Origin of the sequence: Shewanella sp. Sh95 (assembly GCF_001308045.1) — a bacterium.
In the GTDB taxonomy this organism is placed as follows: Bacteria; Pseudomonadota; Gammaproteobacteria; order Enterobacterales; family Shewanellaceae; genus Shewanella; species Shewanella xiamenensis.
The window spans coordinates 72468-88047 of the sequence record NZ_LGYY01000020.1 but is presented as its reverse complement, the minus strand read 5'-3'; the positions used below and the strand labels follow the sequence as shown (position 1 = coordinate 88047).

9 protein-coding genes and 1 pseudogene are annotated in these 15580 nt (G+C 46.4%); all 10 read right to left on the bottom strand.

The genetic code is table 11. The features are described 5' to 3' along the window. Positions 1 to 8 precede the first annotated feature (8 nt). Complete coding sequence (locus tag AEA42_RS01690) at positions 9 to 1367, bottom strand: GntP family permease (protein ID WP_037417134.1); 1359 nt, start codon at positions 1365 to 1367, stop codon at positions 9 to 11. Between the two features lie 301 nt (positions 1368 to 1668). Beyond that, a pseudogene (locus AEA42_RS01685) lies at positions 1669 to 2660 on the bottom strand (catalase family peroxidase). A 253-nt stretch (positions 2661 to 2913) separates the two neighbouring features. Beyond that, positions 2914 to 4143 carry a sugar diacid recognition domain-containing protein gene (locus AEA42_RS01680; protein WP_037417139.1) on the bottom strand — a complete coding sequence of 410 codons (1230 nt, stop codon included), beginning with the start codon at positions 4141 to 4143 and terminating at the stop codon, positions 2914 to 2916. An 18-nt stretch (positions 4144 to 4161) separates the two neighbouring features. Next, positions 4162 to 4872 (bottom strand): uracil-DNA glycosylase family protein, encoded by a 711-nt coding sequence (locus AEA42_RS01675; protein WP_052184000.1) that lies wholly within the window; start codon positions 4870 to 4872, stop codon positions 4162 to 4164. A gap of 2 nt (positions 4873 to 4874) precedes the next feature. Next, on the bottom strand, positions 4875 to 5489 hold the full coding sequence (locus tag AEA42_RS01670; protein WP_055646770.1) for a hypothetical protein: 615 nt from the start codon (positions 5487 to 5489) through the stop codon (positions 4875 to 4877). 279 nt (positions 5490 to 5768) lie between these two features. After that, complete coding sequence (locus AEA42_RS01665) at positions 5769 to 7862, bottom strand: MtrB/PioB family decaheme-associated outer membrane protein (RefSeq protein WP_055646769.1); 2094 nt, start codon at positions 7860 to 7862, stop codon at positions 5769 to 5771. A gap of 12 nt (positions 7863 to 7874) precedes the next feature. Beyond that, positions 7875 to 8876, bottom strand: a complete 1002-nt coding sequence (gene mtrA / locus AEA42_RS01660; protein WP_037417148.1) for a decaheme c-type cytochrome MtrA — start codon at positions 8874 to 8876, stop codon at positions 7875 to 7877. A 68-nt stretch (positions 8877 to 8944) separates the two neighbouring features. Next, positions 8945 to 10897 carry an OmcA/MtrC family decaheme c-type cytochrome gene (locus tag AEA42_RS01655; protein ID WP_037427913.1) on the bottom strand — a complete coding sequence of 651 codons (1953 nt, stop codon included), beginning with the start codon at positions 10895 to 10897 and terminating at the stop codon, positions 8945 to 8947. A 329-nt stretch (positions 10898 to 11226) separates the two neighbouring features. Further along, the gene (locus AEA42_RS01650) at positions 11227 to 13413 is read right to left on the bottom strand and encodes an OmcA/MtrC family decaheme c-type cytochrome (RefSeq protein ID WP_055646768.1); all 2187 of its coding nucleotides are present in this window, start codon (positions 13411 to 13413) and stop codon (positions 11227 to 11229) included. Positions 13414 to 13658: 245 nt separating this feature from the next. Continuing rightward, entirely contained in the window at positions 13659 to 15578 is a 1920-nt protein-coding gene (locus AEA42_RS01645; protein WP_055646767.1) for an OmcA/MtrC family decaheme c-type cytochrome, read from the bottom strand. Positions 15579 to 15580 lie beyond the last annotated feature (2 nt).

Genomic DNA, 15580 nt, shown 5'->3' with positions numbered 1-15580 from the left:
ACAGCGGCTTAGAGCAGCACTAAGCTTAGTACATACACGGCCAGCATGGAGGTTACACCTTGGATAAGGGTCGCCATGGTTTGGGCTTTATAGGCTTGTTTAACGCTCATGCGGCTAAATTGAGTCACCACCCAGAAGAAGCTGTCGTTGGCGTGGGAGACTGTCATGGCACCGGCACCAATGGCCATTACGGTTAACACGCGGCCCATTTCGCTGCCAAGACCGATATCGCCCAGCATTGGGGCGACTAAGGCTGAGGTTGCCACTAAGGCAACGGTGGATGAACCTTGAGCCGATTTTAATGCTGCGGCGACGATAAAGGGCATGAAAATCCCAACGCCGAGTGCTGATAATGAGCTGCCTAAAAAGTCACCAATAGGTGTGGCTTTTAACACGGCGCCGAAGGCACCACCGGCACCAGTGATCAAAATAATCGGTGCTGCGGCGACTAAGCCTTGGCTAATGCGCTCGCTAAACTCGGCGATCTTGTTATCGCTTTTCAGTAATAGCAGTGACAGGAATAGACCGATAAGCAGGGCGTTAACGGGTTGACCGAGGAAGACTAATAGGCTGAATAGGCCTTCTTTGCCCAGTGGTGCAGAAGGGAAGTTAGCGATAGAACCTAAACAAATTAATAGGATAGGCACAAAAATCGGTGCAAATGCCTTTAATGGGCTAGGGAGTGTGCCGTAGCTTTGTTTTAAGGTTTCAAAATCAGCAGCTTGAGCTTTGAGTTCTTCCGCGCCTTCGCCATCGGGTTCAACCCCTGCAAAGCGGTTCGCCCATAGCATGCCCGCAAGTGAGGCAATGGCAGCAACAAATAAACCAACACCAATCACTAGGCCTAAGTTGGACTCTAAGCCAAGGTTACCCGCCGCGGCGATAGGGCCAGGTGTGGGCGGTACAAAGGTGTGAGTCGCATAAAGACCTGTCGCTAACGCCACGCTCATGGACACGCTCGAGACCTTCATGCGGTTCGCCATGGATTGTTTAAGCGAGTTTAAGATCACGAAACCCGAGTCACAAAACACCGGAATCGACACTAAGTAGCCGATAATCGACATAGTGAGTGTTGGGAAGCGTTTACCCAAGACTTTAATCACCACGTCTGCCATGGTGATGGCGGCGCCGCTCTTTTCGAGGATGATACCGATAATGGTCCCGAGCACGATCACCAGACCGATATAGCCGAGGATATTGCCAAAGCCAGTGGTGATGGTTTTAGCAATATCGCCACTCGGTAAACCATAGGCGAAGGCGCCAATAAAGGCGGCCAGAATTAAGGTTAAAAACGGATGGAGCTTAAATTTTGAGGTCGCGATAACAATAAATGCAATCACGCCGATGAGGATGAGCACTAAGTTCATAGATTGTCCCGTTCAGTCTTGGCTGAAGTTCTTAAGTGGTTCTGGCTGTTTTTGTAGGGCGCGGCTGTTATCTGATCCTAAGTTCAAATAAAGGCTGCTTTGAGGTCATCCTATTATTGAATACTGCGAATTGAATAGCTTTGGTTAAACTGACGGAATTACGGCATAAACAGGTCATTATTTTGTGCGTGTGCACAAAATAATGCGTGTGACTTCGAATGCAATAGCAGAAATATTGTTGCGAGGGGTTGGTAAACCTGCGGTTTACCAACCTTAAAAGTGTAGCGTTTAATATCTTGAGTTATTGACGACGAATAAAAGACTCAACATAAGCCGCCGTTCTAGCATTAAGTATCGGATCGGCTGAGGGGGCAATGCCCTTAGGTAATAACAGTGGGTTAAAAATGCCTTTATCACACTGTTGCACTTGGGAGTCGCTATCGCGGTCCCCGTTAATCACCACTTGGCCGACCAGTAATCGCTTACGAGTCTCAGGCCAAATCACCGTTGGATTATTAATGTCATCACCCGATTCAGCCAGTTGAATATAGAGGTTCCATTGTGCTGGCTGGGTATTAATGCGCTGGAGTAATTCTGCCTTTAAAAAATCATCACCCAGATTAGCCAGTTCGCTGGCAGAAAGGGCTGCTGTGCCGGCTACGGGTTCAAAAATCCATTTACCCGCAACGCTGTTATTTTGCTTGTCGGTAAACAAAAAGCTGTTTACGCCAAAGTAGCGACTATTGGCAAAGCTGGGGCTGGGTGGCAGTTGTTTTACATAGTCGAAAAAGGCTTTGGCGTCGGGCTTATTATCGATAAGCCATTGTTTACCTTCGGCGCCTTGTTTCACTTTGGTCTGAAAGGTAAAAAATCATCCAGATTACTAGCAAAGAACACTGGCACATTAGTGGTGACAAAGTTCAGGTTTTCTTTATCGCCCTCAATTTTGAGTGACATAAAGCGCCCTGGTGTTTTGTCGGAGATTTGAGGATTGGTGCCACCAAGGGAAAAACGAGCAGTAACCTTAATTTGGCTTTGATTAAAGAACGGAATTGATAGTGAATCTTGTAACTCTGGGGTGGGCGCAAAATAGCCCGAAGTACAAAATCCTTTAGTGTGATTACGCAGTTTCACTTTTTTGCCGGCTTCGCGACTCGCCGCATCCGGCGTGCCATTGACGGCATCAACTAGCTCAGGAATGGTTTTTTCGGCGGCGATTAATGTGGGTGAAGTTAGTGCTAAGCCTGTGATGATGCAGGCTTGGGCGAGTAAAGTCAGCTTGAATAGGGTCATTGTGATTCCTTCAATGGATTGTAACGAGCGTTCGAAATGTCGACGCGAGAGAGTTATCCAGAAATATAGGACAGGAGATACGGTATAAATCTTTCACCGAATGTATTGCTTACTCAATAGTGTAGTAATAGTGCAGTAAATGAGGTTAGCTTGAGACATGATTGCGATATCCATTGATTGCTTAAGCCATGAGAGTTAAATACTCAGTCGTTGAATTCGGTGGCTAAAGGAGCGTCTGGTTAAACAGAGGCCGCTACTTTGGGTTCGCAGAAGTATCAAGCAGTTGTCCCAGATACAGACTTAATAAGCCGTGTAAGGATTGAATATCAGTTTTGGTTAATTGCTGAATTTTATCTAGACGATATCTTAAGGTATTTCGGTGGATAAACAGGGCATTGGCGCATTGCTGCGCATCACCAAAGTGGGTGATGTAGGCGGCTAAAGTTTTACGTAATTGGCCATTTTTATCGGCCTGTGTTAGTTGCTGATAGGGACTTGCTAGCGCTTGGCCGCGCCAGTCATGCTTGAGTCCTGAGAGCAGCACTTGTAAGGAATAATCCTCAAATAGGTATTTTGTGCCTTCAGGGTTGAGCTGTTTACCTAAGCTCAACGTTTCTTGCGCGGTTTGATAGGAGCGTGCAATCCCACCTTTTACGGGAAAAAAGTGGCCCAAGGCAATTTTAAAATTTAAGTCCATCTGCGCAGGTAATCGTTGCAATAACTTATCAATACGTTGGTTTTCAAGCTCGGGATCCCATTGTTTTCCATCTAGAAAAGCGGGTTTTAGGATCACCAGCTGTGACATGGAGGTCATGGCAATTAGGTTGCCGCGGTCGGGATTTTGCAGTAGATGCAGTACTTGCTTGAGGGTTTCGCTGACTCTGGGATTGCGCTCATCACCGCTTAGCTCGTTATCTGTTGATGTGTTTACCTGCGATATCATTTTGTAGATGGCGGAGGGTTGTTTTTCACTGACTTCAATAATGGCGGCCACTCGTGGTAGCGTGATATCAATATCGAGCTGCTTGGCCCAGCGATGCAATTGCTCATCGTCATCGGTTTGTGCCTTGATAAGTTGCAGAATAAATTCTTCACGCTGGCGGTTTTCCCACTGCAATTTATCCTGTTGATTGGCTTGCTCGACAATCATCTCGGCGGTCATTTTTAGCAGCTCGCCGTAGTGGGTTAGTTCTGCCGGGTCGCCAGTAATGCCAATCACACCAATAATTTGCCCTTGGTAATGCAAAGGTAAGTTGATGCCTGGTTTTACGCCATGAAGACCGGAGGCGACTTCTTCGCTCAATTCCACATTGCGATTTTGCGCTATGGCTAATAATGCGCCTTCGTGGACTGAACCCATTCGTTTGGGATCGCCTGATCCTAAAATCACCCCCTGACCATTCATCACATTGATATTGTGTCCGATGATTTTCATCGTACGACTGACAATTTTTTTGGCTATGGCGGAATCGAGCAGATACATGGTCTGTGCCTATTTCAATTAAGCATTTAATAATGCCGCGATACGTGATCTTATCTTAGGTATAAGCACTCGTTCAAATTCGGGATGCTGTTTTAGCCAAAGGTTGTTTCGAGGGCTAGGGTGAGGCATGACCATCAATTGAGGCCAATACAAGGACCATTGCTCAATCGCTTGGGTTACTGTGACTTTTGGGGGCGACAATGGTGTCGATAACGTTAAGTCCGGTGAGGTTAACTCCCTGCATGCTGTACTAAGACGAGCCTTAACACGTGGCAGATGGTAATCAATTGCATATTGGCCAAGGACGAGCACTAACTCTACCTGTGGCATCAAGGCTAATAACTTTTCATGCCAAGTCGTGGCGCACTCTGGGCGCGGCGGCTTATCACCTTGCTTTTTACCGTTTCGTTCAATGGTTCCCGGAAAACAAAACCCCATCGGTACTATGGCGAACAGGGCGGGATCATAGAATTGTTCTCTGCTGACATTAAGCCAAGTGCGCAGACGCTCGCCACTGGCATCATCGAAGGGAATGCCCTTGTGGTGAGTTTTTACACCGGGGGCTTGGCCCGCAATTAAGATCCGTGCTTGGCTACTGGCTTGCAAGATAGGTTTTGCTGGCAGTGGAAGCTCGGCCTGACAAAGTTGGCAGGCGCGAATTTGCTTGAGCAGTAAATTGAGTTCTGTTGAGCAAGCGGGCTCGATACTTGGGTGTGGGGCGGTTGTCATCGTTAAGCCCCTAGTTTGCTCAATAGATGATAGAGCCAATAACCAAAGAGTACATAGGAGGCGGCTAATACAAGATAACTCAATGGCTTGGCACCCAAGGATTTAGTGGGAGTTTTGGCATGAGAGGCTAAAGCAATATGGGCCAAGATGATAGCAAAGAGCGCGCAGGGCGGCAGTAGATAACTGATGCCGAGAATCAATAAGGCGCCAAGACTCAGTAACCAGCCCGCATGTTGATTGCTGGGCTGATTAAGTTGGCGTAACTGCAGCGGCAATAAAATCAGCCCAACGCCTACAATGATCATCCCAAGATTGAGTGCAAAGTCGCTCCAAGTGCGGTGTTCATAAAGGGTAAAGGTAAAAGCGAGCAGTGGTACTATCAGTGCGGTTAGTACGTGGCGTTTGGCAAAGATGGGATTACGATACTGACCCGCAAAAAAGAACAGCCCTTGCATTAAGCTATTGATCAGGGTAAATCCACCCAGACCGACAATGATAAATAAGCTTGCTGTGCCACCGCTGGAATCAAATGCCATGGCAGGGGTAGAGAACAAACTTAAACCTATCAAGGCGGGTACAGGCGATAAACGCCAAAAAGAACAAGTGAAGGACGACATCTGATATCCACTGATAATTAACGGGCTGAATTAACATCCGCTAAAGTGCTTGTAAACTCAAGGAATACCTTATTTTGAGTGCGAGTTTTGCCCCAGATTCTGATCTTATTCAAGATTTTGTGGGTTGGAATAGCGAGATGGTGTAACAAAAGTGCGGTGAGTTTTTGTATAGTTTCGCGAGCACGAGCTTGCCGGAACGAATAATATTTACTCTCGAAACTTCAACACGTTCTAATAAAAAAGCCCGCAGAGCGGGCTTTTGACCATCAATAACGCAGATTAGAGCTTGTAGCTCATACTCAGCATTAGCATTTGTGCGGTGTAGTCATGGTTGTTAGTACCAAAACCTACGACGTTCCAAATGCCATCAACAGCGATATCATTTGCGGCGTCATTGTCCTTATAGTTCTCAACTTTGTAATCGAAGCGCAGCGCGAGTTTTTCGGTGGCTTGATATTGAGCATATAAGTTAATGTTATGTACTTTGGCAAAATAATCGCCATAGTCGCCAGTGATACCTTGTCTGACTTGAGTGTTACTGTCGGAGTTGGAATAGGTGTAATCCAGTCCTAGGCGTAACTTGTTCTCCAGCAGGTTGTTGTAGCTAATACCTGCACCGACCACATCTACTTTGTCTTCAATAAAGCCAGTCCACGTCGGGGTGCTGTAATTGTTGCTACCCACCTGTTCAGACTCAATGATCTGGTAGTTGTAGAAGGCGGTTGCCAGTAAGTCTGCGGTGATCATATAGCTGATATTGGCATCATAACTGGTGTCTTTTGACTCAGTTAAGCCAATCACAGTATCGGTATAATCATCCAACGCGTAACGGGCACCAACATCAATGGTCAGGCTTTCAAGCGGCGAATGGGTGATGCGCGCTTCGACTTGGGTTCTGTCACGGTCAGCCAGATTGTACTTACGTAACAGGCTGTTAGTTTCAGAAGAAGTCCATTCAGACGCTTGGTATTGTGAGCCGTCACGTTTTCCGTAACTGCCTTTTACCCACATGTCCCACATATCGAAGCTATTGACGCGTAAACGAGCCCAAACGGTATTTTCATCCGTGGTTTCACGGTCTTGATAATCACGTTGGTCACGTTTGAAGTCATAACCACCATCAAGTTTAATATCGCGGGTAATACGATAATCTGCCGCGACTTTAAAGCGTTGCGTACGATTATCATAAGGCGTGTTATAAGCCACCTTACCGTTGACATTGTTGATGCTGATCTGGGTCCATTCTTCAACTTGGGTATTATTGTCACGGTCGTAATAATCGTAACTACCTGTCAAGCGAAGATCTTTGCTGACTTTGCTAACGACTTTAAGGTTCATGCCCAATAGATCGACTTTCGCATCAACCGCATCGCTTGTTAGCTGGCTGGAATAACGATAGTTATCCGTTACTAACGCCTGATCTTGGCTCATTTGTCCAGTAAGAATACGACCCGATAGGGCGTTACTGCCATCGTTGTACTGTCCCATCAATGACACTGTGTGTGCCTGATTATCGGGATCAAGCGCCAACGTACCTTGGGTTTGGGCACCAAAGGTAGGATTGAATGCACTATCAAAGTCCAATTGGTTGTATTCGTTTTTGAATATAGACCCATTGTAACTGAGCGCTGTGAACCAACGATCACCCTTGAGTTTGACACCCGCTTCAATGGTGTCAGTAGTGTAATCCACTGGCTCTGCTAACATCATCGATTGGTTGAAGAAGCTACCAGAGGCTTGTTTTAAGCCAGTTTTTTCTTCACGCATGTAGTTAACATAGGTGCTCCACAAGGATTCGCCTTGATATTCAAATCCCAATCCCGTGCGTTCACGTTTAAGTGATAATTCGAGGGCATTGAGGCTATCCATCAACAATGGCATTTGGCTGCTTGAACCAGCAGTTACCCAGTTATCCGGTAACGTCAGGTTATTGCCACCAATACCCGCGTAGGGCGATAGGGCGCTATTGCTGTCGTAGGTTGCAATTTGGCGATAGTTTACATTGACGTTGTACTGGCCTTGTTTGCCCGCATTCACATCTAAACGACCGCCATCCATACCGAGTTGATAAGCTTCAACACTGGCACGGTAACCTTTTTCACCTTTAAAGCTTAAATCGGCATCAAATTTGCCCGCGACTTCATTGGATGTTCCAAAGGCATTGGCTGAGCGAATATCCTCTTCACTGTTATAACCAACACCGACACCCACAGTGCCAGATGTGCCGGTTTCAACCACGCAGCCTTTGCAGCTCCATGCGGATAATTTCACTTTATCAGTATTGGCATTAGCAAGACCATAACCATCAGCGGCTACGGCAAAGCCAGTGTTGGCTAATAACGCTAGAGTGATCAAATTGAGTTTAAATTTCATTTTCTCGTCTCCTTAGCGCTGTAATAGCTTGCCAGATGGATGGTTAGAACCATGGACCTGACTATGGCAATTTAAGCAGCTTCTTCCACCCGTAAAGGCATTGTCACCGACATTAGAACCTAAACCAGTGTTACCTAAGTAAGCATTGCTGGCGTGGCCATCGCTAGCATGACATTGCTGACACAGCTGCGGCGCGCGGGTTTTCAGCATGGCATCATTCACACTACCGTGAGGATTGTGGCAAGTGACACAATTCTCAGTGACGGGTGCATGCTCCCAAAGTTTTGGGCCGCGTTTCTCGGCATGACAGGAATAACAGGTATCATTAACACTAGGCTTGTTAAGATCGGAATCTGTCATGCTCCCATGGGGATTGTGGCAGTCGCTACAGGTCATTTGGGCCCATTTGAGTGGATGACTTGAGCGTTTATTCATATCCGCTTTTTGCTTAGTGTGGCAGCTAGTACAGACTTCCATCTCAGTGTTTTTAGATAACACAGGATCTTTAGCTACGTGTACTTGGTGACAAGAAGCACAAGCAACATCGGCGTTGTCATGGTGACCGCCATTCCAAGACATACGTTTATCATCTTGGTGACAGCTCATACATACGCTGTTTTGCTTATCGGCACTTAAGGTTGATTGCTTACCAAAAGTGATCATCGGCTCGTTGCCGCCTTTGTTGTGCTGACCCATTGGGCCGTGGCACGCCTCACATTGCAGGCCAGCCATGGGGCTTTTTGACGAATCAATCGCGCCGTGGACACCTTTGAAAAGGTCCATCACTTTTTCAGATTTTTTATGGCACATGATGCAAGAGTCTGCACCTTTAGGGGAGTAGTTGCCTTCGGCAAACTTCTTATCCAAGGTCGCTTCGACTTGCTCAGGGGTCATTTTTTCATCCCACTTCGACGCGTAAGCGTTTGGTGTGATGCATAAAGACATAACTGCTGACATTGCCATTGTGATGACAAATGCCGGCAGTAGATTTTTCATTTTGTGACTGTTCTTCATAATAGGCTTCCCAATTTGTCCCAACAAAATTCAAGAAAGGGGGAGCGAACTCCCCCTGCTTGGGCAAATTACATTTTCACTTGAGTGTGATCTGCAACTGTTGGGGTATGGCAGTAGAAACAGGTTTCTGACTGTGCCGCTTGGTTGGCTTGAGTATAATCGCCATTCACAATCGCACCCATATTTTCTAAACCGTGGCCGATAGATTCTGGCGCGTGGCATGAAGTACAAGTTGCTGTGATTGGGGTGGTGTATTTACCTGCAGAAGTAGCCAGTGCACCTTTCACTTTAAATGCATCTAAGTTGAAGTCGTTGTGGCACTGAGTACATTCTTTGATCACGCCTTGCTCACCGTGAACCACGTGTAGTTTCATTTCGAAACCACCTTTGTTAGCACCGTTTGCATAGGTACCATCTGGTGTGTGACAGGCAACACAAGCATCAACACCCACGATAGGCTTACCGTTTGCGTCTTTGGCATGTGAAACTTGTTCAGACATCACAAAGCCTGCATGGTGACCTTTGTGGATTTCAAAGGTGTCACTGTGACAGCCTTGGCAAGTGCTGAAGTTCACTGAGTTAACATGACGTGTACTAGGCGCTTTACCAGATTTAGTACCAAAGGCTAACTCGGCTTTCATACTGGTGGTTGTGCTATTAGCAGTACAAGCCGTTAATGTGGTACCAGTGTTACACATTTCTAAGCCAATAAAGGTAAAGGCGGTATCAGTATCGCCCGCACCAAATGGCAGTGCAGGAGTAGTGAACACCAGTTTACCATCAGCGATGGTAACATCAGCTTGTAATGCACCATCTTTGACTAGATCTTTGGCCACTTTAGCTGTACCGCTACCTGGGCTCTTGTTATAGCCCATGATGGGGAAGTTAGGTCCAACGTTAGTGATAGTTTCTAAACGTTTAATCTTATTTTGTACACTCGCCGCATCAATGGCATTGCCGTTTTTATCTAAGATAGACACGGTTAATACCGCAGTATTGTCTGCTTGAGCAGCTAATGTTGCAGACATACCTAATTGAGCGATAACGGCTTTTTTGTCAGCGGTTTTAGCTGTATGTAACTCGGCTGTCCAAGTGCTGTTATGGCAGGCGATACAGTTAGAGTTATCGAGTTGTTGAGAGTGGCCTTTACCCGCAGCAAAATCCACAGTGCTATGACAGCTTCCACAGGTTGCGGCAGTTGGAATACGTGACCAGTTGCCCCAATCAGGTGTTGCTTCATTTTCAGTGTGACAGCTTTGGCAGCTTTCTAATGAGCCTAAGGTCAGGTCTTTATGCTTGGCGTGAACTAGAGCATTAAACTCTTTACCTACGCCCACTTTGCCTGCGGTGTGGCACGTTGCGCAGTAGTTAACATCTGAATACGCACCACCATGTTTAACCTGTGCTAAGTCTTGGTGACAAGTATTACAGCTTTCAGTGGCAACGATTTTACGGCTATAACCAGGCTCGGCACCTGTGTCAGCGGTGAAATCTACAAAAGCGTTGCTGTTAGGCACTAAGGTGCCATCTGGTAGTGGCGTATTGTAAGCGCGGATTAGCACACGTTGAGCCAACTGGTCGTTGTAGGTGATCTTAGCATTGGCAGTTAAGTTCATCTTGAAGGTATAGCTGTAGTGGCCGTTCTTCTTGTCAACAAAAGTACCTGGGCAAGTTGAAGCGAGATCACAGGTTTCATCACCAAAGTATTGCCACTGAGAGGCATTACCGGCACCTGTAGCGCCTTGAGGAAGTAATTGAGCTGCTGCAAAACGCATTTTTTGCAGACCCACGACCGGTAAATCGTCTTCGTTGGTGACAGTGAATTCAACACTAGGTACACCGTTAGTCACAACAGATTTGTTGAATGTAAAATTGAGCTTTTGAATAGCGGGAGCTGGCTCTCCACCAGGTTCACCGGGTTTACCATCGTTACCATCGCTACCACCACAGCCTGTTAAGGCCATAGTGACGGCACTTGCTGCAAGCAGCAGTGCGAATTTTGATTTTTTTGCGTTCATCATTTTTTTCCCTGCATAGGTTTGGCATTACTTAAGTGCTTGTCTTCTTCACCCGACAGATTCTTTGTCTGTGCTTTGGTCTTGAAGGCAACCTAAGTGGATGCTGGAAATAGAATTCCCCAAGGAAAGGCTAACCTAACATGCCTCTAAAATCTTCTAAGCCTTTGCTAATGTGTGACTTGGATCTTTCTATTTCTAAAGAGGTAGTTAAACCACAGGGGAAAAACAAATTTAGATCAAAAAAACGGCGGATTGTGAAGCTAAAATAAAAAAGAGAGAGGGGATACCTCTCTCTTTTTGTTCTTACTCTCTATTGAGAGAATTACGTCGGCTTAGTTACCGTGAGCTTCCATCAATTGTGATGGAGTATGGCAAGTCGCACAGCTTTCAGAGGCACGAGTTTGAACATCTGCTGCACTTGAGCCATTTAAGATACCGCCATTAGTCTCGATGTGCGATTTGGCAGCGTCAGACAGATATTTCTGGTGACAACTTAAGCATGCACCAGCATCGGAAGATACCCAAATATCAGCACCATTATTTGTGATATCACCGTAGCGCCATACACGTTCTGGTGATCTGCCTAAAGCAATACCCGTTACAACGTTTGATTTATCTGCAGTATGACATGTTGCACAATCGGTTTTTAATACAGTACCAGATTGTACGCCTGCATATTTCAGATAATGTCCTTCACGCTCGTGCGCTTTCCAAGCAAAGCTGGTTGGTATCTTACCGCCTGGATAGGCCGCATCATTTTTCAGGGTTTTGTCCGATGTATGACAAGTTTGGCAGTTTACACCGTTGTCATAGTGGTGGATTTCCTGATTGTGACAGCCTTGACACTTAGTTGGGTCGATGATTTCACGACGTGCTTTAGCTTTTGCAGTGCTATCCACACCACCATCTTTCCAAACGAAGTGATATGGTGCTTCTTTAACTGGTACTTTACGGACGTTAGGTACAGTACAGTCTGTCATCACAACATCAGCAACGCCATAGCCGCCATTGTTGAAGCAAACCTCTAATGTAGACCAGAGTTCAAATGTTTTACCGTTAGCATCCGCTGGTAAGCTGAACTTAGTACCTGTTAGTGAATAGGTTTTGGTCGCTTCATTATAGGTACCTTCGTTCAGGGCGATACGACGGTTGCTATAAGAAGCTGCTGCTGAGCTTGGGTAATCTTTGTCAGAATCCCAAGCCACAACAACGCGTGAGGTTTGGTTTACATAGGCTTTATCGATTGCATTGCCATCTTTATCAATCACTTGTACATCGAAAGTGATTTTTCCTGTTGCATTTACACCCACATTGCTGAACTTAATACCCATCGCTTTGGTGTCAGAATAGGCTTTCAGTACATCGCCATGACGTTTGGCTGCGCTGCCAGTACCGCCATAAGGCTCTGTCGCATTGTGGCAAGAGGTACAGTCAGTGCTGCTATGGTGAGCAGATGGTTTTTCAGTATGGCAACCAATACAAGCTTGATTGCTTAAGTCTGCTTTGAATAGGTCTGCATTGGCAGGTGCACCGGCACCTACAACGTGACAAGCTGAACAATCAGCAGCAGGTTTTAATGGGAAGCCTACTTTGCCGTAGTCGATCACTTTACCACCGTAACCGACAATCTTATAAGGAGCAGGTACTTCTGCGCCTGTCTCATCGAAGGTATGACGCTCACCACCTTTGTGGATAGCGTGGATCATGTAAGTAAATTCAATGCTATTGCCTGATTCTGGATCGCCAGAGGTCGCAGTATGGCAAGAGGCACAGTTTTCAATATCGATACGACGACCACCATGAAGCTCTAAGCTTTCAGGTTGGTGACAGGTATAACAAGCTTGAATAGAAACCACGTTACGGGTTTGAATACCTTCCGTCTTACCAGTAGAAGGTTGCCAGTCGAAATGGGCGTTGGCTGTGAGTTGTGGTAATTCAAGCTCCATCGTCGCGCGTTGAGTCGCGTCAGCGCTGTAAGTGACGGTTAATGGCTGAGTTACATTGGCAATGTTGGCTTGGTAGGTGTAGCTATAGCTACCATCACCATGGTCAACTAAGCAAGTATCACATTTACTTGCTGCTTCAACGTTTGCTTGGTATTGGGCTGATGGCTTGAGGTTATCAACGCCGGATGGAATAGTACCTGGCTCTTTTTTGGCATTAATATAAGCTTGCCATTGATAACCACGGTTAGCTTCAGTTTCACCCACTTTTTCTTTAACTGGAGTTAATTGCGCAATACCAAACCGTAAATCGTGATCTTTAGTTAAGCCTAATACGGCAACGCCATTAGCATTTTCCAACGTAAAATCAACGGTGACTTTGCCTGCATCAACAGTGGCATTTGTGAATTTTGCTTTTAAGGTTGAGGTGGAGTTGATATTGACACCAACAACGCCTGGTTTACCGTCTTCACCATCTTTACCGTCACTGCCACCGCAGCCAGTGAGAAGAAGTGAAAGTAAACCGGCACCCAACATCGCTTTTGTTGCGGTATTGAAATTGAACCGTTTCATCATGATATTTCCCTGCAATAGTTTTAATCATCATTAAACACTTATCAAATAAGAATAAATCTCATTATTGGCATTTAATGTGTGGGATTAGATCCCACCTGTAAGGCTAACTAAGTCATTGGTATTTATCAGTCACTTTAAGCGGGTTATGTGATTGAGATCTGACTATTTCTTTAGAGGTAGAAGACTGCATAGTATGAGTTCCTTTTATATCTGCAGTTGCAGGCCTTTTGGCCTGCATCATAGGGTTAATTAATTGGGTGGACTTTGAGTACATCGGCGGCGGCCCCTTGTCCATGGCAGAATGCACAGGTTTCAGTGCCTGCGGTCGCATCTGCTTTTGTTCCAGCAAAGACAGCGCCTTGCTGCATCATATGGTTGTGGGTGGTATCACTTGAGTGACAGTTACTGCATACGGCGGCTATCGGGCTGGTAAAGGTGCCATTGTTAAGCGCAAGCGGTTGAACCGCTGTATTTAAGGGCAGGGCAACCGTTGAAACGCCTGCTGCATCTTTGATATGGCATTGAGCACAATTACCGATTTTGCCTGGGTAGTTGAGATCTGCAAAACCAGCAACTTGGCTGGTATGGATCCCATGAATTAACTGTTTAAAGTCAAAGGAGGTAATGGAGGGATTTGCCGCTGTAGCATCGGCCTGCATATTCGGGTTGTGGCAAAGTTGGCATTGGCCTGCTAAATCGTTGCGCGCACCATGAATATTCAGTTGTTGATCGCCGTGGCAGCTAGCACAGTTGGCATTGCTAATGATTTCGCGGCGGCCAGTGCTGGTTAATGCAGACATATTGAAGTAACTATGACTTGATTTGATCACCAGCACTTCTGCCTGTTCGGTGCTGCAATCCACTAAGACTTTGTCTTTGGCGCATACCCGGCCCTGAATCGCTAAGCCTCCATGGTCGGCCTCAGTTCCCGCTGGAACGGTGAGACCTGAAATAGTGTAAACGTAGGTGCCATTGCTGCCAGAAACTGGCGTGGAGTCAGGGAGACGAATTGAGCGCGCAGAGCGGGTACTGTAATCGAAACTGGTTCCCCAGTTAGCATAAACCCTTAGGTCGCTGATAAATTTGAGTTTATCTGCGCTATCTACGTAAGCAGTGCCTGTGCTGGGGTTGATCAGGGTCACCGCAACAGTCACTGTGCCATTGGCATCCATGCTTGCACTACTGATGCTTGGACTAAATTGAGCTAACGCGGCTATTTGATCTTCATTGCCGTGTACGCTTGCGGTCCAATCGGCATTATGGCAAGCAACGCAATTGCTATTATCCGCTTGTGCTGGATGGCCTTGGCCCGCAGGGAAATTAATTTGGGTATGGCAGGCACCACAGGCTTCCATGGTGGGTACCCTATGCCAATTTTGACGCTCGGCTAAATCTGGATTATCAACGTGGCAAGTCTGGCAATTACTGATGGATTGAGGGAATCCCGTTAAATGTTTGCTGTGTATCATTTGCGGGAAAATATCCGCGGGATTGCTGACCTTCTTACTGTTATGGCAGGTTACGCAGGTTTCAACTTGGTTATAACGTCCACCATGGAACGCTAAATTGTTGTGGCAGCTATTACAGGTTTCAATGGTAATTAAGTTACGGGTATAAGCTAAGGTATTCCCCGAGGTTTGCCAATCATAGTGCTGATTAGTTATAGGGAGCGCTGTGCCATCGGCTAATGCATCACCGCCCAGTTTGATGACTACTCGTTGGGTGGCGTCGTTAACGAATGTCACCCCATTCATGCCGTTAAATGTGGCGCTAAAACGATAGCTGTAATGGCCGTTTTTATGGTCAACAATCGTGCCTGGGCAAGAAGCGGCGCACGTTTCAGAGGTGAAATGTTGCCACTCACTGCTATTACCAGCACCTGTGGCGCCCTGAGGTAGTAATTGCGCCGCAATAAAGGTGGCTGAAGGAATACCAACCACGGCTTCATCGTCTTGATTGCTCACCTGATAATCGACTTGGGCAATGCCGTCGGTCACGGTAACTTTATCGACCATGATGTTTAGGCTAGTGATCGTTATTGCGGGTGGTTTCCCCGGCTCACCGGGTGAGCCATCATTACCATCATTGCCCCCACAAGCGGAGACAAGTGTGGCGAGGAGCAGCATCAAACTATATTGTGTGGTTAATTTGGCAAACTTGTTCATAT